This window comes from Fredinandcohnia onubensis, assembly GCF_002734285.1.
GTDB classification, from domain to species: Bacteria; Bacillota; Bacilli; order Bacillales; family Bacillaceae_L; genus Ferdinandcohnia; species Ferdinandcohnia onubensis_A.
In genome coordinates this window covers 100,013-125,553 of sequence record NZ_NSEA01000005.1, presented here as the reverse complement: position 1 = coordinate 125,553, position 25,541 = coordinate 100,013, and the positions used below count along the sequence as shown (strand labels likewise).

The window sequence follows — 25,541 nt, the reverse complement described above, 5'->3', positions numbered from 1 at the left end:
CCCCTCCACTTACAAACTGATGCTAATTCTACTAATACTGAACTCCTGATGGCCTAAAATCTCCGCCTTTGTCAGTTCACCATTAGCTACATTCACGATTGACTCCAGAATACGTCTTCCTGCTTCTTCTAGTGTTTCGTTTCCTTTCATGACGGGACTTGTGTCAACATCGATATTGTCTTCCATCCTTTTGGCTGTTATTTCATTCCCTGTAATTTTTATGACCGGGATAATTGGGTTTCCAGTCGGTGTTCCTCTGCCAGTTGTAAAACAAACCATATGCGCACCTGCTGCTGCCATCCCTGACACGCACTCAATATCGTTACCGGGAGAATCCATGAAATAATAACCCTTACCCGGAATTGGATCAGCAAATGGGATAACATCCTTCAGTGGACTTGTTCCTGCCTTGCTGATACAGCCAAGTGATTTTTCTTCAATTGTTGATAAGCCGCCATCGATGTTACCAGGGCTAGGATTACCGCCCCTCATATCCGCGCCGATACGCTCTACTTCTTTTTCAAATTTTTCAACAGCCCTATAGACTTTCTTTGCAACTTCTTCATTTATTGCCGTTTCAGCAACTATGTGTTCAGCCCCGATGATTTCTGTTGTTTCACCCATGACAATTGTGCCGCCTTGTGCTGTTAGTAAATCAGATGCTTTTCCTAAAGCTGGGTTACTACATAATCCTGAAGTTGAATCTGAGCCACCACATTTTACACCGACGATTAATTCCGATAGAGGTACTTCTTCATTCGGTATACTTTCAATTTCTTTATGTAATCTCCTTAGTATTTCGGAGCCTATTTGAATGGCTTTAATCGATCCGCCTGCATCCTGAATATCAATCCATTCAACCGGCTTACCTGTTTCTTGTATGATTTCTTTTTGTAGTTCACTTGCATCGATTACTTCACAGCCTAAGCTTACTAATAGAACAGCACCGACATTTGGGTTTTTACCCATACCAGCTAGAATCTTGTGTGTACGTTCCTTGTCTTCACCTATTTGACTACATCCGTGCTGATGTGGAATAGCTACTGATTCTGGTACGGATTGTTGAATTCGATTTGATACATGATTTGCACAAACAACTGTCGGGATAATGAGTAAATGATTGCGGATTCCAATCCTCCCGTTTTTTCGACGATACCCCTTAATGAGTGTACTCATTCTCTTCCTCCCCCTTTCGCTTTATCCCCTCTGCCTCGGATTCCTTCAATATTATGAACATGAACATGTTCACCTGGTGTTATATCAGCGCTTGCTGCACCAATAACCTGTCCATATTTCACAATGTTTTCTCCTTTTATAATTGGTTTAATCGCAATCTTATGGCCAAATGGAATGGCTTGTTTTAAAATTACTACTTCTTTTTTTCCATTTAAAACAAATTGAACCGTGTCACCCAACTTAGCTTCTTGTAAAAGGGTGGCTACATTATCAATTTCTGACATTACAATACTATTAATTTCTTTTTCTTTATTACTCACACTTATCACTCCTTTCTCTTAATTTATAAAATTTTATTGCATTTGAATAAAAGATTTGTTGTTTTTCTGAAGTACTTAAGCTTTCTGGCAAGCATTTATTAACAATTTTAAATACATCTTCGTAGTTTCCAGCTGCTAAACAAACCGGCCAATCCGTTCCAAAAAGGATACGTGACGGGCCAAATGAATTTATGACTTGGTGAATATATGGTTGAAAATCATTTACCTTCCAAGAATGAGGTTCCGCTTCTGTCATTAATCCCGAAACCTTGCACCATACATTTGAAAATGAGGCTAAATGCTTCATATCCTTCTTCCAAAGCTCAGTCTCGCCATTAGCAATTTTCGGTTTTGCAAGATGATCAACGACAGCTGTTAGATTTGGAATTTTTTCCAAAACTGAAATCACATATGGAATATGGCGTTCCGTAATTAAAAGGTCTAGTGGAACTTGTTCCTCATCTAGTACTTTCAAGTTTTCTATAACTTGATTTTGTAAAATCCAGTCACTCGCATCAATATCCTGTAGCATCGGTCGTAACCCAACAAGCCCCGGTCGGTTTAATAATGATTGTAACTGAGTTTTAAAATTGGTAGAGGCGAAGTCTAGCCAACCTACAACACCATAAACCCAATCATATTGACCATATAAGGATAGTAGATAAAGAGTCTCTTCAACCGTCGGCGCTGCTTGGACAAGGATCGTACCAGAAACTGAATGTTTTTTCATAAATGGCTCTAGGTCTTTTGGTAAATAATCTTGATAAAGGATACCTTGATCCTCCGTCAACCACCCATAGTCTCCTCGGTCTAATTTCCAAAAGTGCTGATGTGAATCAATAATTTTAATGAAATTCTCCCCCATTCATGTTACTTTAATGTTACCGATAACACAACTTGCAGTACGCCACTATAAAAAAATTGGATTTAACCATTTTTGTTATGGTCTGCTGTTAACGTTTGGTCAAGGGCAGTCCTAGAGTAACTCGGGCTGCCTATTAAATTTGCAGCCCATCCAATCTCAAATTCTCTCTAAACGATTATCCCTTCAACTTAATCTTGAAAACATATGAATGATGGCAAGGTAATTTTGCAGGGTGCAGTAAAGGCGTTTTAATTGTAAGCTTTTGACCCTCTACTTGATAGTCCAAATCTGTATCTAATCCTAAAATTTGAATCGATTCAATCGATAAATCCTTTTTTAACTCGAATTTTTCCTCTTCGTTCGGCCAATTATCCATGATACAGTAAATATGATTACTATTTGACGTAAACTTTAACGTTGACCCACTCATTCCCACAAACGGTCTTGTCTCGTAAATAGCCTCACCGTTAACCTGTAGCCAATCACCAATATCTTTTAACCTTTGCTGTTGAATAATTGGAATTCGTCCATCCCATGTTGGGCCAACGTTCAGCAACAAATTCCCGCCACGTGCTACAATACTTGTTAGCTCATGGACAAGTTGCTCAGAAGTTAAGTAGTTTTCTAGATTTTCCGCACGGTTAAATCCATAGGATCCTCCGATGCCTCTACTTTCCTCCCAAATTTGGTCTTGTACTAAGTGATCGACATCATGGTACTCGCTTGAGAAATAGTCACCATGCTTTCCTGGCATCCCTACACAGAAGCGATCATTTACGACGACTTCCTCTTTGTTAGATGCTTCGTTGTACAACCATGCTAAAAATTCCTTTGTTTGTGCTAAATTTTCATCTAAATCCCATTCCCCGCCATCCGAGAAGATTAGGGAAGGTTTATATGTTTCAACAAGCTCTTTTAATTGTGGGATAAGAATTTCGTCGGTGTAATTTTCTTCATTGATTCCATACTTTTGGCGATCTTCTTTGGGAATGAAATATCCTGATTCCGGTCGGTGGCTCCAGTTTGTTTCCCAATCGATAATGGAATAATAGATACCCATTTTCATCCCTTGGTTACGAACCTCATTTGCCAGCTCACCAAGGACATCAACCTTTGGACCGACATCGGTTACACGCCAGTTTTTTTTGTGTTTATTTTCAGTTGGCCATAGGCAGTATCCATCGTGATGTTTCGTTGTTAAAACGACATACTTTGCTCCTGCATTTTTAAATATTTTTGCCCACAAGCTTGGATCAAACAATTCAGCTGTAAATTTGCTTGCGAAATCTCTATATTTAAAATTCTTCCCGTAAATCCGCTCGTGGAAGTCATCTCCATTGTTTTTATAATCACTATACACTGATGCATAATACCACTCTGCATACGAACCAAATCTCTCGTCACTCAATTTTCTCCATGAAGGGACTGAGTAAACACCCCAATGAATAAAAATGCCAAACTTCGCATTTTGAAACCAACTTGGAATCTTCCTTGAATCAAGAGAATCCCAAGTCGGTTTATATTGAATAGTAGTTTTTGTCATGTACACAACCTCCGACCATAATAGTCTTGCAAATTCTTATCCTTTTACCGCTCCGTCCGTCATGCCTTCTACGATGTACTTTTGCGCTACAGCAAAGAGAATCAAAGTAGGTATAACAGAAATGACTGTTGCAGCAGACATTGCGCCCCAATCAATATCATATTTTGTAATAAATGAGTTCATCGCTACAGGAATAGTTTTCATTTGTTCTTGGTCAATGAACATAACTGCAAGAAACAGCTCATTCCATGCTTGAACGAATGCAAATATAAAAGTAGATAGTATTCCAGGAAGCATGACAGGTACAACGATTCTAAATAATGCTCCTAGTCTCGAACACCCATCAATCATCGCTGTCTCTTCTATGCTTACAGGAATACGTTGGAAGAAGCTTCGCATCATGATGGTACAGAAGGGAATCGTCATGACCGTGTACATTATCATAATAGATGGTAATCGATTTAACAGCTCTAAATTTGACATTAATAGATAGAGTGGTGCCAATGATATAAAAATAGGAATCATTTGCGTCACTAAAAATGCCAAAAAGATTTGTTTTTTTCCTTTAAAATCGAATCTTGCTAATACATATCCTCCAAGTAGGGCAATAAGCATCGTAAAAAGTGCTGAAACCAGGGAAACGATTAAGCTGTTTGTAATATATACTTGAAAGTTCGAGATACCAAATATATTTATGTAGTTTTCAAAGGAGATAGTCTCTGGCCAATAGGATAATGGAACCGTGAAAATATCCTTTGATGGTTTTAAAGATGTAACCACCATCCAATATAATGGGAACGCTGTCAGTATAAATACGATGGCCAAGAATATAATTTTTGTTGATAAAAATAAAGAACTTCTTATACTCATTTAAAAGTCACCAGCCTTATCAAAGCGAGTTGCCATTAGGTAGAAAATCGCAAAAGTAGTTAGAATGAAAATCATAATGACTCCAATTGCAGATGCTTCCCCGTAGTTCTGACTAAAGATAATTTTCTCTAACATATAAGTAGGTAAAATATGAGTCGATCCCGCTGGTCCCCCATTAGTCATACCGTAAATAATGTCTGGGAAGTTTAAAATCCATATAAAACGTAATAAAACTGTAGTGATGATCGTTGGCATGATATATGGAATGGTTACCTTGAATAATTTATGAAAACCATTCGCTCCGTCCATATCTGCTGCTTCATATAGCTCATTTGGAACTGATTGCAAAGCAGCAAGAAGCATGATTGTGAAAAAAGCAACCCCATACCAAATATTTGCAATAAGAACAGATACCATCGCCCACTGAGGTGACGAAAGAAAGGGGATCATCTGATCAATGATTCCAAGTCGTATTAATAAATCGTTTATGACACCATTTTGGCCATTGAACATCCATCTCCAAATGATACCAATCAGGAATCCTGACATTGCCCATGGAAAAAAAATTAGAGCTTGATAGATTCCTCTCCCCTTAAAATGTCTTCGGAGATAAATGGCAATTGTGAACCCAATAATTAGCTGGAAAAAGAGGGATACAAATACCCAAATAAAACTATTTTTTAGGATCAAGTAAAATTCTGAAGTAAAAATAACGTTTTTAAAATTCTGAAGACCTACAAATGGGCGATTCGTAATATCGAATAACGTATAATTTTGAAACGCCATTACAATTCCTTGAAATAAAGGAAAATACACAAAAATCGATACTAAAATAATCGCAGGTGATAAACAACCTAGAATAAATAGCCCATGCTTCGAAAATTTAAAAGTATTTTTCACGGGTAGCTGTTGTGATAACTCTGCTTGAGACTTAGCCAATAATCCCACCCCTTTTCTTTAGGTTTAATAGCTGAAAGTCCAATTAGTATCAAAAGTTGAATCTTTCGTATCGATACTAATTGAACTTAACTTATTGTTATTTCATTTTTTCTTTTTCTGACTTCCAGAAACTATCCCACTTTTCTAGTACTTCTTCTACTTTAGCTTGATCTAAGAGAAGCTTTTGGATGTCTTTCTCAGCATCGATTCTGAACTGACCATAACCTTCATATGCAACTGGCTTATCAACAACAGTGTAAATTTCAGGTTGCTCATTCATTGTTAAATATGCTTTGTAATACCCTTCGTTAAAGAATGGGTCTTCGCTAGCAGATGTAAAGATTGGAATCAAAGAATTATTTTTTGTAAAATACAAGTTTTGTTCTGGACTAGACAGGAATTCGATTAATTTCCAAGCTTCTTCCTTATTCTCAGAATAAGAAGTCATTCCCCATCCTGCTGCAGCCCCAACTGCCTGAGGTGCTTCACCTGATGGACCAACAGGAATTGGTGCTGTGTTCCAAGTACCCTCAGGTAGATTCTCATCTGCAGTTAAAATGACCTCTGGGTCCTGAATTAGCATTCCTGTAACACCTGATGTAAATCCTTGAACCATCTCTGGGTAACTCCAACTTACTGCATCTGCTGGGGATGCTTTCTTATAAATATCAATAAAGAGTTGCAGTGCTTCTTTTGCTTCTGCTGTTCCAAAAATCGAATTTCCATTCTTTGCAAAGTAACTATCCTTCTGTTCAAGCTTGTCCCCTAAGAAGGACCAAATGAAAAATTCAAAGTAATCAGATGAACCAGCGCCACCTCTAAAGCTGTAACCGTATTTGTTTTCACTTGCATCCGTAAGCGCTTTACCAACTTCGAGCAATTCTTCCCATGTTTTTGGAACTTCAAGACCAAGCTCTTCGAATCGGTCAACTCTGTAATATAGAGACTTTTGATAAAATCCATAAGGTAAATAATAAGGTGTATCGTCGACAAACTTAGCACCATATCTCGCATTCTCTGTTAGATTTTCCCACTCACTCCATTTTTCTATGTATGGAGTCAGATCCTCTATAAAGCCGTTAACTGAAAATTGTTTTACCGTGTAATCTCTTACCTCAACTACATCAAGTTTTTCTTTCGCCATCATCATCTGTGTTATCTTCTGGTCAGAATTCTGTAGCGGAGGTGAAATTAAGTTTACCTTAATTTCAGGATTTAGCTTTTCAAACTCATCTAACATTCCGCGCAATAATTTTGAACGTTCAGGACTTGTTAAACTCTCAATCATTGTTAATGTTGTCTTTCCTGATTCACTTTCTTTGTCACTTGAAGAAGTTACAGAATCTCCTCCCCCACAAGCAGCTAAAAATAAAGATAACACCAAGATAAAAGAAATTACTAAAATAGAACTTTTCTTCAAGACTTTTCCCCCTTTTATTATAGAAAAATAATTAAAATAAAGTAAAGATTTAGAAAATTGTTACCGATAACAAAAAAATATCATTTATCTATCTTGAAGTCAATACGTTTATCAAATATAGTAAAAATACATACAAAAAAAGAAAGGGATTAATATAATGACGACCATATATGATATAGCGAAAAAAGCAAATGTATCTCCAATGACTGTATCCCGCGTAATTAACAATGCCGGCAACATCAGTGAAAAGACAAAAGAAAAGGTTGAGAAAGTGATTAAAGAGTTAAACTATATCCCTAACAATGCTGCACGTAGTCTCACCTTAAAACACTCAAAGATTCTGTCATTACTTATTACAGATATTACAAATCCCTTTTTCACAAAAGTTGCTAGAGGCGCAGAAGACAAGGCGAAACAAATGGGATACCGTTTACTTTTAAGCAATAGTGATGAAAACTTGGTCAAGGAATCCGAGTATATTGATATGCTATTGTCATCTGGCGTTGATGGAGTCTTAATTGCTCCAACTGGAGATGATTCAAATAAGAACTTAAAAACTCTGATAAAGCACAAAATCCCTTTTGTTTTAATTGATAGACAAGTAAAAGACATTGAGTGTGATATTGTACTTGGGGATAATTACGAGGGTACCCGCAGGCTAATGACTCACTTAATTGATCATGGCCACACAAAAATTGCATTAATAAATGGCCCTAAAAATATTTCAACTTCCCAACTAAGAGAACAATCTTTTAAAGATACGTTAAAAATATATGAGATTCCTATAAATGAAAAGTTATTATTCAACCTCTCATTTAAACAAAATGATGCTCGGGACGTAATCGAGAAGTTATTGGTACTTCCGGACGCTGAACGGCCGACCGCGATTTTTGCAGGAAACAACTTCATAGCAATTGATATCATGAAAATATTATATGAGAAAAATTTACGAATTCCAGAAGATCTTTCGATAGTCTGCTTTGATGATCCGGACCCTGTTCCTGATTATAAGCCATTCTTAACCTTAGCTTCACAACCTGCCTACGAGTTCGGCTATTTAGGTATACAATTACTAATTGAAAGAATTGAAAAAAAAGGGCCTGCAGATTCAAGGAGAATTGTGCTTCCTTCCGAAACTTTAATCCGGAAGTCAACCAAAAGCCTTCGATAAACATCATCATTATCTCACTATCTTAATTAATAAATGTGTGGGTGCAGGAATACAATTTATAACAAATCAAAGAGAAATAAACCTGTAAGCTTAGAAACATAATCTTTGTTACTAAAAACTTACAGGTTACAAATTATAAATAAACTATTACTCACATATCCTCCACCAATATATATGTAACCTTAACTGGCCCATGCACACCAACAACAAGATTCATCTCAATGTCCGCTGAGTTGCTTGGTCCAGTGATAAAGTTGATCGCAGAAGGAACCTGCTCACGGTTTTTGACTTTTTCGCGGATGAGCTTGGCAGCCTGGGTCATCCGTGGGACAATCGTACTTTTTGGGACGATTACGATGGAGTGTGTAGGCAAGAAGCTGATTGTTCTTCCACGATTTGGTCCACTATATAGCACGACTGTACCGGATTCGGCTAATGTAATTTCACTTATGGTAATTCCAATGTTTGCTTGTTCAGCTTTTGAGATATTTTCTTTTCCTAAGTCAGGATTCCACTCGAACACATCTGCCTGTTTTGAAGGGAGTTTTTCTTTTATTAGTGGCTGTAGGCCAAATTTTTCAAAGCGTTCGTCTTTCCATGTAACGATTGGACCACTTCCAACGTCTTCAATTTTCTTCTCCAAGTCTTCCGATAGTGTGGCCTTTGACGACACGATGAGTTCAGTGTGGATTTTTGTACATTGAAGCTTCAAAACTTCTACGAGCTCATCCTCTGTTGCATCCTTTAACACTTCTTCCTGTGGGTTATGTTTCCACACAGGTGCTGTTAACGTTCTTTTTCGTTCCCTACCAAGTTGTTTTGCAATTTGGTCGAGGAAGGCGTCTCGATTTTGAATCGTTCCTTTCATTACTCAACGCCTCCTTTTTCACGATTTTTAAACCAATCTCTAAATCTCTCTTTGTTTGGCGCAGGAAAATCACGTACATCCGTCCATTCCTTTAACATGCCCACTCCCTTTGTAATTTTGTCACCTTGAGTCATTGGTTTTGTTAAGGTTGGCGCAAGTTTTGAACCCATTTGATAAAGGGATGGTGATGACGCTCCGAAACCAAATGCCTTCATTAATAGTTTTTCAGAAATAGGTGCGCGACCTTCCCGCTCCACGATAACCTCACGATGCTTATGAATCAACTGATGAAGTGGTATTTTTACTGGACATGCGTCTGTACATGCGCCACAAAGAGTTGATGCGTAAGGCAGCTCCTTGTGTTCATCATAACCTCCGAGCAATGGTGTTAACACAACTCCAATTGGACCAGGATAAATTGAACCGTAGGAATGACCGCCTACATGGCGATAAACCGGACAAACATTGATACAAGCAGCACAGCGAATGCATTGTAAAACAGATTGGAATTCAGTACCAAGGATATTGGAACGACCGTTATCCACAATAACGAGATGGAAGTCTTCTGGACCATCGACATCTCCTTCTTCACGTGGACCTGTTAATGTCGTAATATAGCTGGTTAATTTTTGACCTACCGCACTTCTTGTTAGCATTCCAACTAGTACTTCCATTTCTTCGAATGTTGGAACTAGACGCTCCATTCCCATTACTACAACCTGTGTTTTTGGAAGTGCAGCTACAAGGTCGGCATTTCCTTCATTTGTAACGAGAGTAATAGAGCCTGTCTCTGCAACCGCAAAGTTACATCCTGTAATCCCCATATCTGCTTGTAAAAACTCTTGGCGTAATGATTCTCTAGCAAATAATGCAAGTTCCTCAGGCTTTTCCGAATTCTTATAGTCCATTTTATTTGCAAATACATCACGAATTTGTTCTTTATTTTTATGCAAAGCTGGAACAACAATATGAGATGGTGGATCATGGTCATCCATTTGCAGGATATATTCGCCAAGGTCCGTTTCAATGACTCGGCAACCCGCTTCCTCGAGTTTTTGATTTAGACTGATTTCTTCCGTCACCATTGATTTTGCCTTGACGACATGCTTTGCTTCCTTCTTTTTCGCAAGGTCACTTATATATGTACTTGCCTCTTCTGCCGTTTGGGCAAAGAATACATGTCCACCTCGGTTTGCGACCTGCTCGCTTAATTGATAGAGATAATAATCAAGATTTTCAAGGACGTGCTGTCGAATTTCCTCCCCATGGTTACGCCACTCCTCCCAGTTTCCCAATTCGTCTGTAACAGTTTGCTTTCTTCCTTGAATAGTTTCTTGAGCTTTTGAGACCGCACCTCTCATGAAAGAGTTTTGCACTTCCTTTTGAACACGAGTTTTAAATGGTTCGTTACTAGTTTTTAATGCCATGTTTATCCCCCCTTTAGTTTCGATAGTTTAGCACTTCTGCAATATGTAAAACTTCTATTGGTTTTCCGATTCGGTTGATTCTTCCGCCAATGTTCATAAGGCAGCCAGCGTCTGCACCAATCAGGTAGTCAGCTTCTGTTGTTTCGACACATTGTACTTTCTCATCAACCATCTTCTCAGATATCCGGCCCATTTTTACAGAAAAGGTTCCACCGAAACCACAGCAATTCTCCTTGCCTGGCAGCTCTACATATTCAACACCATCAATATTTTTTAATAGTTTAATAGGCGGTTCCTTAACGCCTAATAGTCGCGTCATATGGCAGGATGTATGGTAGGTTACTTTTCCTTTGAAAGTTGAACCGACATCTGTAATTTCTAGTACCTCAACAATAAATTGCGTTAATTCATACGTCTTCTTCGCAAGTTCAATTGCCTTCGGTTCCCATACTGGATCTCCTTTAAATATATCCTTGTACTCATGGAACATGTTGGCACAAGAGCCAGATGGACAAACGATGTATTTCGCATTCTCGAAGGTTTCAATCATTTTTTTCATGGCTTTCTTCGTTTCTTCTACATACCCGCTATTATAGGCAGGCTGTCCGCAGCACACCTGGCCTTCCGGAAACTCCACTTCACAACCGAGATGCTCAAGTAGCTCAACCGTCGCTTTTCCCACATTTGTTTGAAACATATCGATAAGACAGGTGGCAAATAATGTGACTTTCATTTTTGATTCTCCCCCTTCAACAAAACAAGTGAACAGGTCATCTGATGACCTTATCATTAAAAACAATGTTACTACCTTTTCCCATGTTATTAAAGACTATTTTAGAGATTCTTTAAAGAATTCCGCTAAGGTTTCCTCGACATTATTAAGATGTGTTATCATTGTGCTTCGTGCACCTTCTTCATTTCTTGCTACAATCGCTTCATATATAGCAAGATGTTCATTGTATAATCGCTCTGTCGTTTTTTCTTTTGAAAATATGGTGATTCTTCGTGTTTCTTTCATTGTTTCTTGCATGAGATCTGAAACGTTCAATAATAAATTCGTTAGCATTGGGTTTTGGGTGGCTTCTGAAATGGCAAGATGAAACTGGAGGTCGGCTGTTTCTCCTAACTCCTCATTACCTAATGCTGCTTTCATGCCATTAAGCGCTGTTTCCAATTTTTCTAGGTCCTCAGAAGTGTGCTTCTTCGCTGCTGTTGCAGCTGTCCCTGTTTCGATTATTTTTCGTATTTCAAGAAGATGCATGACGTCCTGTTGATTCATTAACATAGCTGTTGCTAATGGGAATGTAAGATCCTCTGCTTGGAATTCCTTTACATATGTTCCTTCTCCTTGGCGCATTTCAATTAATCCCATAGCTTTTAGTGCAGTTAATGCTTCACGAATAGCTGAACGTCCGACCTGAAAACTTTCAGCTAGCTGTTGAACAGATTCTAGCTTTGTTCCAGGTTTAAGCTTCCCAGAACGAATTGCTTCCTGTAATGTATCCGCAACCTCTTCATAGATTTTTTTCGGTTTGATTTTTTTGTATTCCATAGTTGATCCTCCGGTACATAATTTCATTCATGTAAAATCTGAATTTTATTCAAATGAGGTAATTTTCATCCCATCTTCAATTGCTCATTTCTATAAATGTCAATTGCTTGCTCTTGCGCCCGCAAGCATAGCTCCGCTGCTCTAAAGGCATGAGTCTGAGTCATGGCTATTTCGGTACGGTTCAAGCAATCTAAGATGAACTCCCCGAAGAACGGATATCCAACCTTACCGGACACATTGAAATACTGCTCTCCATCCTGATTGACTAAATAGACGTGATTTCCATTATTCTCACGTGCCAGATCGATGTATTTCCTGATTTCAATTGTTCCTTCTGTACCAGTAATAAAGATTCTCCCATCACCCCAGGTCCTTAATCCGTCAGGAGTAAACCAATCTACTCGGAAGTAATTTGTTGCCCCATTATCTCCAACCAATGTAGCATCTCCAAAATCGTCTAATTCCGGATACTGTTGGTGATGATAGTTCGCTATCTTACTATGCAACACCTTTGCATCCTGACAACCCGTATAGTATAAAAATTGTTCGATTTGATGAGAGCCAATATCACATAAAATTCCACCATATTGTTCTCTTTTAAAAAACCATTCTGGTCGGCTAGATGCATTTAATCGGTGTGGGCCGAAACCAGTCACCTGAATGACACGTCCAATTGCACCATTTTTGATTAAATCACCAGCAAATACAGCTCCCTCAACATGAAGACGCTCACTATAATACACCATGTACTTTTGGCCAGTTTGTTCTACAACTTCCTTTGCTTCTTCCAATTGTTTTAATGTAGTAAAGGGTGTTTTGTCTGTAAAATAATCTTTTCCTGCATTCATTACCTGGATACCAAGTTCACTTCGTTGTGAAGGAATCGCTGCACCAGCCACAAGCCGAACACTAGTATCTGATAAAATTTGATCTAAAGACTCAGCTTGCATTACTTCAGGGAAAGTTTCCAAAAACTTAGCTACTTTTAGGGGATCGGGGTCATACACCCATTTTAATGTAGCACCTGCCTCAATTAGTCCATTGCACATTCCGTAAATATGTCCATGATCAAGACAGGCTGCTGCAATTATAAACTCCCCTTTTTTCACAACAGGATTGGGTTTTCCCTTTGGCGCGTAATTCATACCATAATGTACCACTCTTATCCCTCCTATTATTGTGGAAAAGACACATGTTCCTATGACAAATAGTTTAGAATACTAATCCACCTTGACTGAGTAATGAAGTATTAGCTCTTCCAGCACGTCAATCCCAATCATGATGTCTTTAAGCTCGGTATACTCGTCCGGATGGTGGCTTAGTCCATCTACGGAAGGTACAAAAATTAAACCCGTTGGACATAGCTTGGTCATATTCATCGCATCATGTCCTGCCCCACTTGCCATCTTTTGATAGGAAAGATTTAAGCTCTCACAAATGGATTCTGTAATATCATTAATTTCTTTAGAGAGTAAAACCGGTTCTTCACTTATGATTTCATTGCTCACTATTTCAAGCTGTCTATTAGTTTCCAAGGCTTGTATCGTTTTATGTAAATGGTCTAAAACGCTTTGTCTTGACTCTACGGAGGTTGATCGGATATCAACCTTAATATCCACTTCACCTGGTACCACATTCATTGCACCTGCATGAATATCCATGACACCAACAGTGGCAACTGTTCCATATTGTTGTTCTTCCTTGGCGATTTTCTCTAATTCTAGCGCTATCTCGGACGCCCCTAATAGGGCATCTTTTCTCATATGCATTGGGGTTGTTCCAGAATGTGAGGCGGTTCCTTTAATTTTAATAAACAACCTTACCGATGCAGCAATTCCCGTCACAATCCCAATATTTTTATTATTGTTCATTAAAACTGGACCTTGCTCTACATGCAATTCAAAGAATGCTTTTATTTCTTCATTTTCTCTACTAGCTTCTTCGACACTATCAATATCAAGCGCACATAATGAAAGAGCCTCTTCCATTGTAATTCCATCACGATCTTTTAAATGTCTAAATTTCTCTTTATCAAATCGTCCAGACATCGCCTTACTTCCTACAGTAGAAACGCCGAATCTAGCAGATTCCTCACAGGCAAATGAAACAATCTCAATTGGGTGAGCGGTTTCAATTCCTTTTTCATTGAGCCTTTTTACAACTTCCAATGCAGCTGTAACACCCACTACCCCGTCATATTTTCCACCCTGATAGACTGTATCTAGATGGGAGCCCATTATAACTGGCGGTAAATCCTTGTTTTTTCCTTCTCTCCTAGCAATTACATTTCCGCATTGGTCCATACTGATTTCTAATCCTTCAGTTTTACACATCCGCATAAAAGCATGTGTACAAGTTTGTTCTTCATTCGTATAGGCAATTCTAGTTATTCCTTTTTCACCAGAGTTATATTGATTGATTTTATTAAAAAGTACTTGATATCTTTCAATACGATCCATGCTGATATATCTCCCGTCCTGTCATTCAAGATTCTATCAATATTATACCAGTTAGATGGAGTTGTTTAGATATGATTTTTAAGATTTAGAAAAATGGCAAACTAAAAAGCAACGCCTTTTTTATAGACGTTGCTTCTTTGTTATCTTATCGTACTGTTTTTAATGCTTTACCCCAAGAAACGACTTGGTCTAACAGCATGTTCATATTATCGTCATGAATATTTTGTGGTTTAAAATCCGTACCATTTTCAAAATCTAGGAAAAGTGATAACGTTGGATGAGTACGTACATCTGCAATGTTTAATTCACCACAGATTCCACGTAAATGTTCCGCTGCACGTGCACCACCAGTTGAACCATAGCTAACGATTCCAGCTGATTTGTTGTACCATGCTTCACGAGCTAAATCCATCGCATTTTTTAATGCTCCTGTGATACTGTGATTGTACTCTGCCACAACAAAGATAAATCCATCAAGGCTTGCTAATTTCTCATTCCATTTTGCAATTCCAGGTGCATCACCTGTTCCTAAGAAAGGTAAATCATACTCTTTAATATCTACGATTTCGTAATTTGCATTCCCTTTCTTATCACCATAACCCTTTACCCATTCTCCAACCTGTGGACTAACTCGACCTTCTCGTGTACTACTTAAAATAATCCCGATGTTTAATTTTTCATCTGTCATTTGTGGTTCCTCCGTTGCTGTATTTTTGCCAAATAATTTGTCTAAAAAGCCCATACTTAACACCACCTATGTAGTTAAGAAAAGCATTACGGTATTAATTTCCCTATCTCAACTAGATTCTATACAAGCGTTTTTTAAGTGGGATTTAAGATTCGTTGTAAGAACTGTTTCGTCCGTTCTTCCTTTGGAGTTTTTAATACAGCATCAGGTTTGCCTTGTTCGACAACATACCCTCCATCCATAAACAGGACTTTATCTGAGATTTCACCAGCAAATTGGATTTCATGAGTGACAATAATCATGGTCCAATTTTCATTAGCCAGATCCTTCATTACCTTCAACACTTCTCCAATTAGTTCTGGATCTAAGGCCGATGTTGGTTCATCGAATAAGAGCAACTCCGGCTTCAGCGCTAATGCCCTTGCGATTCCTACCCGCTGTTGCTGTCCGCCAGATAATTGGTCAGGATATAAATCCATTTTCTCCTTTAATCCAACCTTTTCTAGTAAATCTACTGCCTCCCTTCTAACTTCCGTCTTATTTCTTTTTTGGACAATCAATGGGCCTTCCATTACATTTTGAAGAGCTGTTTTATGTGGAAAAAGGTTATAGGATTGAAAAACCATCCCTGATTTTCTGCTTAATCTAATGATGTCCTGTTTCCTTAACTTTCCTGCAAAGTTAATGGATAATCCATCTTCAAACTGAAAAAATCCTTTATCCGGTTGTTCAAGACCATTAAAGCAACGGAGCATCGTTGTTTTTCCTGATCCGGATGGGCCAATAATGGAGACGACTTCCCCTTTATTAATCTCAAGATCAATATCTTTTAACACTTCATTTTCACCAAAAGATTTTGCCAAGCCCTTAACAGATAAAAACATATCCTCACCCCTTTTACTTTAAGACATGACGACTCAACCTTCGTTCGAGTACTTCCTGAATAAGTGATAAAATGAAACAAATTGCCCAATAAATGAGTGCAGCTTCCAAATATAAAAGAAGGAAATCGTACGTCCTAGCTGCAATTTCCTGGGCTTTACGAAATAATTCAGCCACTAGCACTAATGAAGCTAAAGATGTATCTTTTACAAGGCTGATAAATGAATTTGACAGCGGTGGTACGGAGACCCTTGCTGCTTGCGGGAGAATGATGCGCCTTAAGGCTGTCCATCTTGTCATTCCAATTGTAAACGCAGCTTCCCATTGTCCTTTTGGTATTGATAAAATGGATGCACGAATAATTTCTGATGCATAGGCGCCAACATTTAAAATAAACGCGATGGCTGCACTCGGGAAAGGGTCAATATTGACTCCAATATTGGGAAGTCCGTAAAAAATAATAAATAATTGGACAAGTAAAGGCGTTCCGCGAATCGCTGAAACATAGATAATAGCCGGAATCTGAATGAGTTTAGATTTGGACAATCTCATGATTGCTGTGAGCAAAGCAAGTATAAGTCCACCTATAAATGATATAAGTGTGAGTGGAATCGTATATTGAATCGCTCCAGAAAGCATGGAGGGAAGGGAGTTCATAAATAACTCCCATCCCTCCATATTGGCAGTAATCGTGAAAATTAGGCTATTTTGTAGAAACATCTTCACCAAACCATTCCTGCGAAATTTTTGCTAATGTCCCATCTTCCTTCATTGCAGCCAACTGTTCGTTAATGGCCTTTACCAAGTCTTCGTTCCCTTTATTAAAAGTAAAAGCCATTTCTGAAACATCATCAGACTCAGCTGCAATTTTAATACTCTCATCACCTTGTGATTTTATATAATCAAGGACTGCAAGCTTATCATTAACAGTAGCTTCCGCACGGCCTTGCTTAATCAATTCAATCGACTGAGCGAGCCCTTCTACACCTACGATTTCAGCGCCACTTTCTTGAGCGATTGCACCGTAATTACTTGTCAAAGATTGCGCAGCTTTTCTACCTTTTAAGTCCTCAAACGAAGCTATATCACTATTATCCTTTGGTACAACCAGAACAGCTGAGGAATAGGTATATGGTTCTGAAAATTCATAATTAGCGAGACGGTCTTCATTAATCCCCACTTGGTTGGCAATTAAATCAAATCGTTTTGAATTTAAACCAGCAAACATTGAATCCCATTGTGTTTCCATGAACTCCACTTCAAGATCCATACGCTTTGCAACTTCTCTAATCACTTCCACGTCATAGCCAGTTAATTTATCCTCTTCATTATGGAAAGTATAAGGTGCATACGTGCCTTCTGTTCCTACTGTAAGTACTCCATTTTCTTTGATTTCATCAAATAAAGAGCCCGTTTGTTCCGTATCGTTGTTTTCTTCTTTATCCGCATTGTTGTTGTCTTGATCAGTGCCGCCACATCCTACTAGGATAAAAGCAAATGTAAGGATGATGGAAATTAGAAAGACCTGTTTTTTCATTTTAAAAACCCCCTGTGAATTTAATGCGTTTCTGCTTAGTAGTAGATTTTACAAGTTCAGCCAATCTCATTCACTAATACATCCAATAAAAAAAAGAGCTATCCATCGGACAGCCCTAATCAGATCAAGTTATTATTGTTCAATATCTTACCGTATTTTTCGATTTCCGTTAATAGCGGAAATGGTGACCCATCTTCTGTTTTAATTAAGCTCTTCATATAAATAGAATTTCATTTTCCAGGAAAATTATAATACTCCCTTTTTTAAAATTATATTTGCATAAGGTGATCGTTCGCTAGTTGCAACGATTACGTATGCATTACGGCTTCTAGAATAGAATTCATATCTTTCAAGCTTTTCGATTTTAGCATCTGAATCGCTAGTTTCCGTGATGATTTTTCCATATTCATCCCAAATGTCTGGGCGTGGATCTCCTTCGACGGTATCCATCAACATGACAGGAGAAGCTACATAAGTATCAAGTGGAAAAAGAGCCAAGATTGCCTTCAACAACTCTTTAGTCCCATGTCCTTGTGCATTAATTAAATGATGTGCATTGCTTGCTGCAGGAAAGTTTCCATCTGCAAGCACAATTTCATCGCCATGCCCCATTTCCATAAGGGTTTTGATTAAATCTGGCGAAAGAATAGACGGGATGCCCTTAAGCATTTACAAAAGCTCCCTCTTTAACAAATACACTTGTTAGTCGCCCTAATTTTTCAATTTCAACCGTAACTTCATCACCTGGTTGAATATATGCACGTTCTTCAACAGGTAATCCAAACACAACACCTTCTGGAGTTCCTGTTAGAATTAAATCTCCTGGCTCTAATGTCATGTATTTTGAGATGTAGCTTACAATTTCCGCACAATTGAAAATCATGTCTGATGTATTTGAATCCTGATGCAATTCACCATTTACATATGTTTTTAACGCAAGATCATTTGGATTGCCAACTTCATCTGATGTGACTAAATATGGTCCAACTGGACTGAAACCGTCACATGATTTTCCTAATAACCATTGATGTGTTCTCATCTGTAAATCACGTGCTGATAGATCATTGACTGTACAATAACCAAAAACATGGGACAGAGCCTCTTCTTCCGACACATCCTTTGTTTTCTTTCTAATTACGATACCAAGTTCAACCTCATAATCGAGTTCATTTGTCACATTAGGCACTGCAATTTCACAATTATGTCCAGTTAATGTATTATCAAATTTATTAAATAGAATTGGAAACTCTGGGTACGGAGCATTTGTTTCATCTGCATGTTTTCTGTAATTTAACCCAACACAAATAATTTTATGAGGCTTTGTAACAGCAGGTCCCCATGTTACTTGGCTTTCATCGTACGCCACAGCACGATCTTGTTGTACTGCATTGATTAGTTTTTCTTCAAAACTTTTCAATTCTGGTTCGTTAAAATTGATGACTTCCATAACATCAGTAGGAACGGCCCCCCAGTTATTTTGTGTGGCTGTAGCTTCAATATCGATTAATTTTCCTTCAAGTTGAACTGCTAGTTTTTCATTAATAGTTGCAAATTTCATAATCTATTCCTCCCAATTTTTAAGCATTTTTTCCAAAAACAACTCCGCCATCCACATATAATGGTGCTCCCATCACAAAAGAAGATTCATCAGATGCAAGGAATAACGCGGCTTTGGCCACATCATCTGGTCTACCTAAATCTCCACTTAACTGTCTCATCTTGATATTGTTTATGGCTGCCTCTGGATCATCATAGCTTGTTCGTAAGTAGTCCTCTACAAATGGCGTCATGATCGTCCCTGGTAGAAGTGCGTTAACACGGATATTGTATGGAGCATAATCGACCTGCATTGATTTGGACATTGCAAGTACAGCACCCTTCGTTGCTGCATAAGCAGCACGTTTTGCCAAGCCCATTTCAGCAACGCATGATGACATATTGATGATTGAACCACTTTGTTGTTTCATCATAAAAGGAACTGTATATTTGGAAACCAGATAGACGCCGTTTACATTTATTTGCATGATGCGATCCCATGCATCTGGCTCGACTTCGTCTATTCTTCCAACATTGCTGATTCCTGCGTTATTAAATAAGACATCAATTTTTCTATTTTTATTTTCAATCTCTGAAATGGCAGACTTTACTTCTGTCGGATTTGTCACATCTAGGTGATAAAATGCAGCATGCCCACCATATTTTTCAATTTCAGCAACAGTTTGTTGACCATTTTCAATATTTACATCAAGTACATTCACCATCGCGCCTTCTTTTCCAAATAAGAGAGCTGTTTCTTTCCCTATTCCACTTCCAGCACCTGTTATTATTGCAACCTTATCTTGTAGTCTCACAAAGTAACCTCCTTCTCATGGTTTAAATTGTCTTCTGGTTGCGCTGCTTTAACAGTAAGTCCACCGTCAACCATCAATAAATGTCCATTAATCTGCATAGCTTCCTCTGAAGCCAAAAATGCAACCGAATCTGCAATTTGTTTTTCTGTTCCGAGTCGTTTCATTGGATTTGCTGCAATTTCCTTTGCACGAATTTCTGGGTCATCTAAGTATCCTTTGCAAAATTCAGTGTCGATTGTACTTGGACCAACCGCATTAACATTTATGTTGTGTTGTCCTAACTCAATTGCTAATGCTCTCGTTAAATGCGCTGCTGCCGCTTTTGACGAAATATAATGTGGAATCACTGGGCTCGTTACAACGACACTTGCCGTTGAACTGATGTTGATGATTTTTCCATACTTTTGTTTGATCATGCTTTTTGCTGCGCGTTGTGATGTCAAAAAGATTCCTTTTACATTCGTCTGGTACGTGCGATCCCAAATTTCTTCTGTTAGACTCATAAATGCTTCAAAAGGCGCAATCCCTGCATTATTAACTAAAATATCGAGGGTACCGAGCTCTTTTTCTACTTCATCTATCATGTTATCGACTTCCTGCTTAATGCCAACATCCGCTTGAACCGTCATTGCTCGAATGCCAAACTGCTTTTCAATTTCTTCTTTTATATTTGTTGCATCCTCAAAAGATTTCGGAGAAGGATAGTAGTTAATTGCTACATTCGCGCCTTCTTCCGCTAATTTTACAACGATGGCAGCTCCAATTCCTCGACTACCACCGGTTACAAGAGCAACTCGATTCTTTAATTTACTCACTTCCATGACCTTCTTCCTTTTACAGACTAATACTGATTCTGCTAATACTGAATTCTTGGTGCCCTAAAACCTCTGCTTTTGTCTGCTCGCCATTTGCCACTTTCACGATCGTTTCAAGAATTCGGCTTCCTGCTTCGTCTAAAGTTTCGTTCCCCTTCATCACAGGGCTTGTGTCGACATCAATATTGTCTTCCATCTTTTTAGCTGTTAGTTCATTTCCCGTAATTTTGATAACTGGAATAATTGGGTTTCCAGTCGGTGTTCCTCTTCCTGTGGTAAAACAAACCATATGAACGCCTGCAGCTGCCATTCCGGAAACACATTCGATATCATTACCTGGAGAGTCCATGAAATAATATCCCTTACCTGGGATTTGGTCTGCAAATGGAAGAACATCCTTCAATGGGCTTGTCCCAGCTTTACTGATGCAACCAAGTGATTTTTCTTCGATGGTTGATAAACCACCCTCGATATTACCTGGGCTAGGATTTCCGCCTCTCATATCCGCACCGATACGCTCTACCTCTTTTTCAAACTTTTCAACGGCAATATATACTTTCTTTGCTACTTCTTCATTAATTGCAGTTTCTGCTACGATGTGTTCCGCACCAATGATTTCAGTAGTTTCTCCCATGATAATTGTGCCACCTTGAGCTGTGAGTAGATCAGATGTTTTACCTAACGCTGGGTTGCTACATAGACCTGAAGTAGAATCAGATCCTCCACACTTTACACCTACGATTAATTCTGATAGAGGTACATCCTCAATCGGAATATTTTCAATCTCCTTATCTAGTTTTTTCAAGATTTCGGATCCTTTTTGAATCGCCTTAATCGAGCCACCAACATCCTGAATATCTATCCATTCAACCGGCTTGCCTGTTTCTTCGACGATTTCCTTTTGTAGTTCACTCGCGTCAATTACTTCACAACCTAGGCTGACTAATAAAACTGCACCGACATTTGGGTTTTTCCCCATACCCGCTAGGAGCTTATGTGTACGTTCCTTGTCTTCACCAATTTGGCTGCAGCCATGCTGATGTGGAATCGCTACGGATTTAGGTACAGCTTGTTGGATTCGGTTTGATACATGATTTGCGCAAACAACAGTTGGGATGATGAGTAGATGATTTCGGATACCAATTTTCCCATTTTGACGACGGTAACCTTTAATAAGTGTGCTCATTCGTTTTCTCTCCTTTAGCTTTATCTCCTCTTCCACGAATTCCTTCAATGTTATGAACATGAACATGCTCACCCGGTGTAATATCAGTGCTTGCTGCTCCAATGACTTGCCCATACTTCACAACGTTTTCTCCTTTAGAAATTGACTTTATCGCAATTTTATGTCCAAAAGGAATAGCTTGTTTTAACATTAATTCTTGCTTTTCTCCATTTAATATGAATTGGGCAACGTCTCCAGATTCGATTGCTTGTAAAAGTGTAGCAACATTATCAACCTCAGACATTACGATACTAGTATTTTCCTTTTCTATGTGAGCCAAGTCAGTCATTCCTTTCCCTTAACTTATAAAATTGTGAAGCATTCAAATAAAAAATCTGCTCTTTTTCTGAAGTACTTAAGCCTTCAGGTAAGCATTTGTTAACGATTTCAAAAGTATCATCATAGCTTCCAGCTGTTAAACAAACAGGCCAATCCGTTCCCAAAGAGAATGCGTGATGGGGCAAATGTATAGATAACGTGTTGAATATAAGGTTTAAAATCTTCCACCTTCCATAAATAAGGCATCGCTTCTGTCATTAACCCAGAAATTTTACATTTTACATTTGGAAATGATGCTAATTGAGCCATATCTTCTTTCCACTGGTTATCTCAGCTTTTGCAATGTTTGGTTTGGCTATATGATCAATAACAGCAGATAGACCTGGAACCTTTTCCAATGCAGTAATTACATACGGAATATGGCGCTCTGTAATTAATAGATCTAAAGGTATGTTTACTTCAGCCATTTCTATCAAGTTATCGATGACTAGATCTTGTAAGATCCAGTCACTTGCTTTGATGTCTTGTCGCATCGGTCGCAATCCTACAATTCCTTTTCTCTGCAACAAAGAGTGCAATTGTTCTTTAAAATTATTAGAAGCTAAGTCTAACCAACCTACCACTCCATAAATCCATTTATGTTGATCATATAAGGATAATAGATAGAGAGTTTCATCAAGGGTTGGAGCTGCTTGAACAAGGACCGTTCCTAGAACGGATTGATTTTTCATAAAAGGTTCAAGATCCTTTGGCAAATAATCCCGATAAAGGATTCCATGGTCTTCTGTTAACCACTCATAATCTCCACGATCCAATTTCCAAAAAGTTGATGCGAATCAATGATTTTTATGATAATCCCCTTCAATCATGTGTTATGTATGTTACTTTTCCATTTTTCATTATGAATAATTTGAATAAAATAAACATTTAGTTTATTGTTACCGGTAACAAAAAAATAACACTAAATTTTCTTGAAGTCAATATCTTTATCAAATATAGTAAAAATATAGGAATTAAAAGGAAGGGATTAATCGAATGGTAACCATATATGATATAGCAAAAAAAGCAAATGTATCTTCAATGACAGTATCCCGCGTAATCAACAATTCCGGGAATATCAGCGAAAAGACAAAAAAAAAGGTTGAGCAGGTAATAAAAGAGCTGAACTATATCCCTAACAATGCTGCACGTACCCTTACCTTAAAGCACTCAAAAATTCTGTCATTGCTCATCACGGATATTACTAATCCTTTCTTTACTAAGGTTGCGAGGGGCGCAGAAGACAAGGCAAAACAAATGGGTTATCGGTTACTATTAAGTAACAGTGATGAAAATTTCGTCAAGGAATCCGAATATATTGAAATGTTGCTTTCATCTGGTGTCGATGGGGTCTTAATTGCCCCGACGGGAGATGATTCAAAAAAGAACCTGAAAACCCTTATCAAACATAAGATTCCTTTTGTTTTAATTGATAGACATGTGAAGGAAATTGAGTGTGACATTGTACTTGGAGATAACTATGAGGGAACAAGGAGACTAGTATCGCATTTAATTGAGTTTGGCCATTCAAAAATTGCATTAATAAATGGTCCAACGAATATATCAACATCCCAATCGAGGGAGCAATCATTTAAAGAAACATTAAAAATTCATGGGATTCCTATAAATGAAAAGTTATTATTCAATATATCTTTTAAGCAAAACGATGCAAAAGACGTAATTGATAACATTTTAGCACTTCCAAAATCTGAAAGACCAACTGCTATCTTTGCCGGAAACAACTTCATTGCGATTGACATCATAAAAATTTTAAATGAGAAAAATTTGCAGGTTCCTGAGGATATTTCGTTGGTCTGCTTTGACGACCCCGACCCAATTCCTGACTACAGACCATTCTTAACTTTAGCAGCTCAACCAGCTTATGAATTTGGTTATCTAGGAACACAACTTTTAATTGAAAGAATTGAAAAAAAGGGACCAAAAGAAACAAGAAAGATTGTTCTTCCATCCGAAATCTTTATAAGGAAGTCTACGAAAGAATTATAGTGAGGCTATCAGAAAAGTCATTGAAAAAAATAGCTTTTTAGGACAATTGCATCGCAGAGGCCATTGTATGTTATTTACCGTTTCCTCGGAAAGCGAAAAAATATTAATGAATTCACCGTCTACTAATTTTGGGATTGAAGGTGCACCCTTATTTATCACTATTTTCTGTCATATTGGAAAAACTTTACTTCTAAAATTCAAGGCCAAAAAAACTATACGAGATGATGAAGTTTTGATTATTTTTTGATAATATAATAATATAATGAAACATTGAAAATCGCACCATCCAAATGATTTTATTTAGACACAAAGGGTGAATAGGAATGATCAAGGACAAGCGGATTAACAAAATTGAGGAATATATTATTAAACACAAATCAGTATCTCTAGATGAATTAATGGAAGTGTTTAAAGTGTCAAAAAATACGATTCGTCGTGATGTTCAAGAACTTGTTGAAAAAGGAGATTTTAAAAAGGTTTACGGTGGGGTTGCTATTAATGAAGATAAACGTGCAAAATTAGAATCTTTTAATGACCGTCAAATTCGCAATCAAAAGGAAAAGGAAAATATAGGGAGAACTGCAGCGGATTTCGTTAAGAATGGTGATATCATTTTTATCGATTCAGGTACAACCACAATAGAAATGATTGATTATATCAAAGAGAAAGAGCTTACAGTAATAACGAATAGTCTTGATTTTATTGTACGTGCCATTCCTTTTGAAAATTTAAATGTGATTACTGCGGGAGGAGTCCTCGAAAGAAGAACTAACTCATTTGGATTTTTAAAATATTTGGACATATTAAATGCTTATAATATTAATAAGGCATTTATGGCATCAACGGGTGTTTCCTTATCAAACGGTGTCACGAATGCTTCACCACTCGAAACCGAATTAAAAACTTCGATTATCAACAGAAGTTCCGAGGTATTTTTATTAGTTGACCATGATAAGTTTGATAGGTATGGTTTAATGACCTATTGCCAATTAGAGAAAATTGATTACCTCGTCACAGATCGGTTACCTAATGAAACTTACCAGGAATACACGAAAAAGAATAACATTCAAATTGTTGTTGCTCAATAAACTATAGCTGGGCTGTTCGA

General features: G+C 37.9%; 29 protein-coding genes. 3 read left to right on the top strand and 26 right to left on the bottom strand.

Translation table 11 applies throughout. The features are described 5' to 3' along the window. Window positions 1–9 precede the first annotated feature (9 nt). The 7 genes from CKJ95_RS06450 to CKJ95_RS06420 all read right to left on the bottom strand — a co-directional run bounded on the left by CKJ95_RS06450 (window position 10) and on the right by CKJ95_RS06420 (window position 7,133). On the bottom strand, window positions 10–1,176 hold the full coding sequence (locus CKJ95_RS06450; protein WP_099352577.1) for a UxaA family hydrolase: 1,167 nt from the start codon (window positions 1,174–1,176) through the stop codon (window positions 10–12). Then, complete coding sequence (locus CKJ95_RS06445; RefSeq protein WP_257215729.1) at window positions 1,173–1,502, bottom strand: UxaA family hydrolase; 330 nt, start codon at window positions 1,500–1,502, stop codon at window positions 1,173–1,175. The genes CKJ95_RS06450 and CKJ95_RS06445 overlap by 4 nt, the downstream gene beginning before the upstream one ends. Continuing rightward, on the bottom strand, window positions 1,489–2,361 hold the full coding sequence (locus CKJ95_RS06440) for an amidohydrolase family protein (RefSeq protein WP_099352576.1): 873 nt from the start codon (window positions 2,359–2,361) through the stop codon (window positions 1,489–1,491). Before CKJ95_RS06440 ends, CKJ95_RS06445 begins: the two co-directional genes overlap by 14 nt. Window positions 2,362–2,536: 175 nt before the next feature. Then, entirely contained in the window at window positions 2,537–3,904 is a 1,368-nt protein-coding gene (locus CKJ95_RS06435; protein WP_099352575.1) for an alpha-L-fucosidase, read from the bottom strand. Window positions 3,905–3,940: 36 nt separating this feature from the next. Continuing rightward, on the bottom strand, window positions 3,941–4,774 hold the full coding sequence (locus CKJ95_RS06430) for a carbohydrate ABC transporter permease (protein ID WP_099352574.1): 834 nt from the start codon (window positions 4,772–4,774) through the stop codon (window positions 3,941–3,943). After that, complete coding sequence (locus tag CKJ95_RS06425) at window positions 4,775–5,713, bottom strand: carbohydrate ABC transporter permease (protein ID WP_257215721.1); 939 nt, start codon at window positions 5,711–5,713, stop codon at window positions 4,775–4,777. 97 nt (window positions 5,714–5,810) lie between these two features. Then, window positions 5,811–7,133 (bottom strand): ABC transporter substrate-binding protein, encoded by a 1,323-nt coding sequence (locus CKJ95_RS06420; RefSeq protein ID WP_099352572.1) that lies wholly within the window; start codon window positions 7,131–7,133, stop codon window positions 5,811–5,813. A 157-nt stretch (window positions 7,134–7,290) separates the two neighbouring features. Here CKJ95_RS06420 and CKJ95_RS06415 point away from each other — a divergent pair, with 157 nt between their 5' ends. After that, the gene (locus CKJ95_RS06415) at window positions 7,291–8,304 is read left to right on the top strand and encodes a LacI family DNA-binding transcriptional regulator (RefSeq protein WP_099352571.1); all 1,014 of its coding nucleotides are present in this window, start codon (window positions 7,291–7,293) and stop codon (window positions 8,302–8,304) included. Window positions 8,305–8,455: 151 nt separating this feature from the next. Here CKJ95_RS06415 and CKJ95_RS06410 read toward each other — a convergent pair whose 3' ends face one another. The 19 genes from CKJ95_RS06410 to CKJ95_RS06325 form a co-directional block, all read right to left on the bottom strand. Next, window positions 8,456–9,172, bottom strand: a complete 717-nt coding sequence (locus CKJ95_RS06410; RefSeq protein WP_099352570.1) for a LutC/YkgG family protein — start codon at window positions 9,170–9,172, stop codon at window positions 8,456–8,458. After that, window positions 9,172–10,599, bottom strand: coding sequence for a LutB/LldF family L-lactate oxidation iron-sulfur protein (locus CKJ95_RS06405; protein ID WP_099352569.1), 1,428 nt, complete (start codon window positions 10,597–10,599; stop codon window positions 9,172–9,174). Before CKJ95_RS06405 ends, CKJ95_RS06410 begins: the two co-directional genes overlap by 1 nt. 13 nt (window positions 10,600–10,612) lie before the next feature. Then, window positions 10,613–11,332 (bottom strand): (Fe-S)-binding protein, encoded by a 720-nt coding sequence (locus CKJ95_RS06400; protein WP_099352568.1) that lies wholly within the window; start codon window positions 11,330–11,332, stop codon window positions 10,613–10,615. Between the two features lie 96 nt (window positions 11,333–11,428). Further along, a complete protein-coding gene (locus tag CKJ95_RS06395) occupies window positions 11,429–12,151 on the bottom strand; it encodes a FadR/GntR family transcriptional regulator (RefSeq protein WP_099352567.1) in 723 nt (240 codons plus the stop codon). A gap of 65 nt (window positions 12,152–12,216) precedes the next feature. Then, window positions 12,217–13,296 (bottom strand): Gfo/Idh/MocA family protein, encoded by a 1,080-nt coding sequence (locus CKJ95_RS06390; RefSeq protein WP_099352700.1) that lies wholly within the window; start codon window positions 13,294–13,296, stop codon window positions 12,217–12,219. A gap of 75 nt (window positions 13,297–13,371) precedes the next feature. After that, window positions 13,372–14,610, bottom strand: coding sequence for a Zn-dependent hydrolase (locus CKJ95_RS06385; protein ID WP_099352566.1), 1,239 nt, complete (start codon window positions 14,608–14,610; stop codon window positions 13,372–13,374). A 145-nt stretch (window positions 14,611–14,755) separates the two neighbouring features. Then, window positions 14,756–15,352: an NADPH-dependent FMN reductase gene (locus CKJ95_RS06380; protein WP_099352565.1), complete on the bottom strand. Its 597-nt coding sequence runs from the start codon at window positions 15,350–15,352 to the stop codon at window positions 14,756–14,758. Between the two features lie 80 nt (window positions 15,353–15,432). After that, window positions 15,433–16,182, bottom strand: coding sequence for an amino acid ABC transporter ATP-binding protein (locus CKJ95_RS06375; protein ID WP_099352564.1), 750 nt, complete (start codon window positions 16,180–16,182; stop codon window positions 15,433–15,435). A 13-nt stretch (window positions 16,183–16,195) separates the two neighbouring features. Continuing rightward, window positions 16,196–16,900, bottom strand: a complete 705-nt coding sequence (locus CKJ95_RS06370; protein ID WP_099352563.1) for an amino acid ABC transporter permease — start codon at window positions 16,898–16,900, stop codon at window positions 16,196–16,198. Next, window positions 16,884–17,717 (bottom strand): amino acid ABC transporter substrate-binding protein, encoded by an 834-nt coding sequence (locus CKJ95_RS06365; protein WP_099352562.1) that lies wholly within the window; start codon window positions 17,715–17,717, stop codon window positions 16,884–16,886. The genes CKJ95_RS06370 and CKJ95_RS06365 overlap by 17 nt, the downstream gene beginning before the upstream one ends. Window positions 17,718–17,963: 246 nt before the next feature. Then, on the bottom strand, window positions 17,964–18,386 hold the full coding sequence (locus CKJ95_RS06360; protein WP_099352561.1) for an RbsD/FucU family protein: 423 nt from the start codon (window positions 18,384–18,386) through the stop codon (window positions 17,964–17,966). After that, entirely contained in the window at window positions 18,379–19,275 is an 897-nt protein-coding gene (locus CKJ95_RS06355) for a fumarylacetoacetate hydrolase family protein (RefSeq protein ID WP_099352560.1), read from the bottom strand. The genes CKJ95_RS06360 and CKJ95_RS06355 overlap by 8 nt, the downstream gene beginning before the upstream one ends. Window positions 19,276–19,294: 19 nt before the next feature. After that, the gene (locus CKJ95_RS06350; protein WP_099352559.1) at window positions 19,295–20,068 is read right to left on the bottom strand and encodes an SDR family NAD(P)-dependent oxidoreductase; all 774 of its coding nucleotides are present in this window, start codon (window positions 20,066–20,068) and stop codon (window positions 19,295–19,297) included. Next, on the bottom strand, window positions 20,065–20,883 hold the full coding sequence (locus tag CKJ95_RS06345; protein ID WP_099352699.1) for an SDR family NAD(P)-dependent oxidoreductase: 819 nt from the start codon (window positions 20,881–20,883) through the stop codon (window positions 20,065–20,067). The genes CKJ95_RS06350 and CKJ95_RS06345 overlap by 4 nt, the downstream gene beginning before the upstream one ends. A 19-nt stretch (window positions 20,884–20,902) precedes the next feature. Further along, a complete protein-coding gene (locus tag CKJ95_RS06340) occupies window positions 20,903–22,069 on the bottom strand; it encodes a UxaA family hydrolase (protein ID WP_099352558.1) in 1,167 nt (388 codons plus the stop codon). After that, a complete protein-coding gene (locus CKJ95_RS06335; protein WP_306475356.1) occupies window positions 22,053–22,388 on the bottom strand; it encodes a UxaA family hydrolase in 336 nt (111 codons plus the stop codon). The genes CKJ95_RS06340 and CKJ95_RS06335 overlap by 17 nt, the downstream gene beginning before the upstream one ends. 1 nt (window position 22,389) lies before the next feature. Continuing rightward, window positions 22,390–22,551, bottom strand: coding sequence for an amidohydrolase family protein (locus CKJ95_RS24060; RefSeq protein WP_373604837.1), 162 nt, complete (start codon window positions 22,549–22,551; stop codon window positions 22,390–22,392). Further along, a complete protein-coding gene (locus CKJ95_RS06330; protein WP_099352556.1) occupies window positions 22,508–22,696 on the bottom strand; it encodes an amidohydrolase family protein in 189 nt (62 codons plus the stop codon). The genes CKJ95_RS24060 and CKJ95_RS06330 overlap by 44 nt, the downstream gene beginning before the upstream one ends. After that, on the bottom strand, window positions 22,684–23,202 hold the full coding sequence (locus CKJ95_RS06325) for an amidohydrolase family protein (RefSeq protein WP_099352555.1): 519 nt from the start codon (window positions 23,200–23,202) through the stop codon (window positions 22,684–22,686). The genes CKJ95_RS06330 and CKJ95_RS06325 overlap by 13 nt, the downstream gene beginning before the upstream one ends. A gap of 220 nt (window positions 23,203–23,422) precedes the next feature. Between CKJ95_RS06325 and CKJ95_RS06320 the strand changes: the two genes are divergently transcribed. Further along, window positions 23,423–24,433 carry a LacI family DNA-binding transcriptional regulator gene (locus CKJ95_RS06320; RefSeq protein ID WP_099352554.1) on the top strand — a complete coding sequence of 337 codons (1,011 nt, stop codon included), beginning with the start codon at window positions 23,423–23,425 and terminating at the stop codon, window positions 24,431–24,433. A 323-nt stretch (window positions 24,434–24,756) separates the two neighbouring features. Then, a complete protein-coding gene (locus tag CKJ95_RS06310) occupies window positions 24,757–25,521 on the top strand; it encodes a DeoR/GlpR family DNA-binding transcription regulator (protein ID WP_099352552.1) in 765 nt (254 codons plus the stop codon). The last annotated feature ends 20 nt before the right edge of the window (window positions 25,522–25,541 follow it).

Bases quoted from the DNA above. Each gene is read 5' to 3' on its own strand.
- CKJ95_RS06365 (WP_099352562.1), bottom strand. From the start codon at position 17,717: ATGAAAAAACAGGTCTTTCTAATTTCCATCATCCTTACATTTGCTTTT.
- CKJ95_RS06380 (WP_099352565.1), bottom strand. From the start codon at position 15,352: ATGGGCTTTTTAGACAAATTATTTGGCAAAAATACAGCAACGGAGGAA.
- CKJ95_RS06450 (WP_099352577.1), bottom strand. From the start codon at position 1,176: ATGAGTACACTCATTAAGGGGTATCGTCGAAAAAACGGGAGGATTGGA.
- CKJ95_RS06395 (WP_099352567.1), bottom strand. From the start codon at position 12,151: ATGGAATACAAAAAAATCAAACCGAAAAAAATCTATGAAGAGGTTGCG.
- CKJ95_RS06390 (WP_099352700.1), bottom strand. From the start codon at position 13,296: ATGAATTACGCGCCAAAGGGAAAACCCAATCCTGTTGTGAAAAAAGGG.
- CKJ95_RS06410 (WP_099352570.1), bottom strand. From the start codon at position 9,172: ATGAAAGGAACGATTCAAAATCGAGACGCCTTCCTCGACCAAATTGCA.
- CKJ95_RS06340 (WP_099352558.1), bottom strand. From the start codon at position 22,069: ATGAGCACACTTATTAAAGGTTACCGTCGTCAAAATGGGAAAATTGGT.
- CKJ95_RS06440 (WP_099352576.1), bottom strand. From the start codon at position 2,361: ATGGGGGAGAATTTCATTAAAATTATTGATTCACATCAGCACTTTTGG.
- CKJ95_RS06320 (WP_099352554.1), top strand. From the start codon at position 23,423: ATGGTAACCATATATGATATAGCAAAAAAAGCAAATGTATCTTCAATG.
- CKJ95_RS06405 (WP_099352569.1), bottom strand. From the start codon at position 10,599: ATGGCATTAAAAACTAGTAACGAACCATTTAAAACTCGTGTTCAAAAG.
- CKJ95_RS06355 (WP_099352560.1), bottom strand. From the start codon at position 19,275: ATGAAATTTGCAACTATTAATGAAAAACTAGCAGTTCAACTTGAAGGA.
- CKJ95_RS06385 (WP_099352566.1), bottom strand. From the start codon at position 14,610: ATGGATCGTATTGAAAGATATCAAGTACTTTTTAATAAAATCAATCAA.
- CKJ95_RS06330 (WP_099352556.1), bottom strand. From the start codon at position 22,696: ATGGCTCAATTAGCATCATTTCCAAATGTAAAATGTAAAATTTCTGGG.
- CKJ95_RS06370 (WP_099352563.1), bottom strand. From the start codon at position 16,900: ATGTTTCTACAAAATAGCCTAATTTTCACGATTACTGCCAATATGGAG.
- CKJ95_RS06375 (WP_099352564.1), bottom strand. From the start codon at position 16,182: ATGTTTTTATCTGTTAAGGGCTTGGCAAAATCTTTTGGTGAAAATGAA.
- CKJ95_RS06360 (WP_099352561.1), bottom strand. From the start codon at position 18,386: ATGCTTAAGGGCATCCCGTCTATTCTTTCGCCAGATTTAATCAAAACC.
- CKJ95_RS06430 (WP_099352574.1), bottom strand. From the start codon at position 4,774: ATGAGTATAAGAAGTTCTTTATTTTTATCAACAAAAATTATATTCTTG.
- CKJ95_RS06310 (WP_099352552.1), top strand. From the start codon at position 24,757: ATGATCAAGGACAAGCGGATTAACAAAATTGAGGAATATATTATTAAA.
- CKJ95_RS06435 (WP_099352575.1), bottom strand. From the start codon at position 3,904: ATGACAAAAACTACTATTCAATATAAACCGACTTGGGATTCTCTTGAT.
- CKJ95_RS06415 (WP_099352571.1), top strand. From the start codon at position 7,291: ATGACGACCATATATGATATAGCGAAAAAAGCAAATGTATCTCCAATG.
- CKJ95_RS06400 (WP_099352568.1), bottom strand. From the start codon at position 11,332: ATGAAAGTCACATTATTTGCCACCTGTCTTATCGATATGTTTCAAACA.